1 protein-coding gene is annotated in these 443 nt (G+C 69.5%); it reads left to right on the top strand.

The window, feature by feature from the left end; translation table 11 throughout:
* Positions 1–443: AMP-binding enzyme (locus LT948_RS33075; protein WP_177344128.1), on the top strand; the 443-nt coding region annotated here is incomplete at both ends.

Raw genomic sequence — 443 nt, 5'->3', positions numbered from 1 at the left:
GGCTTCCGCATCGAACTGGGAGAGATCGAGGCGCGCCTGCGCGAGCATCCGGCGGTGCGCGAGGCGGTGGTGGTGGCCCAGCCGGGCGCGGTGGGCCAGCAGTTGGTGGGCTACGTGGTGGCGCAGGAGCCGGCGGTCGCGGATTCGCCGGAAGCGCAGGCGGAGTGCCGGGCGCAGTTGAAGACGGCGCTGCGCGAGCGCCTGCCGGAATACATGGTGCCGTCGCACCTGTTGTTCCTGGCGCGGATGCCGCTGACGCCGAACGGCAAGCTGGACCGCAAGGGCCTGCCACAGCCGGATGCGAGCCTGTTGCAGCAGGTCTACGTGGCGCCGCGAAGCGATCTGGAGCAACAGGTCGCGGGGATCTGGGCGGAGGTCCTGCAATTGCAACAGGTCGGGCTCGACGACAACTTCTTCGAGCTTGGCGGCCACTCGTTGCTGGC

The organism is Pseudomonas sp. CP-1 (genome assembly GCF_021213715.1).
Lineage (GTDB): Bacteria > Pseudomonadota > Gammaproteobacteria > Pseudomonadales > Pseudomonadaceae > Pseudomonas > Pseudomonas aeruginosa.
The sequence above is the reverse complement of the archived record's forward strand: the minus strand, read 5'-3'. Positions and strand labels throughout refer to the sequence as shown.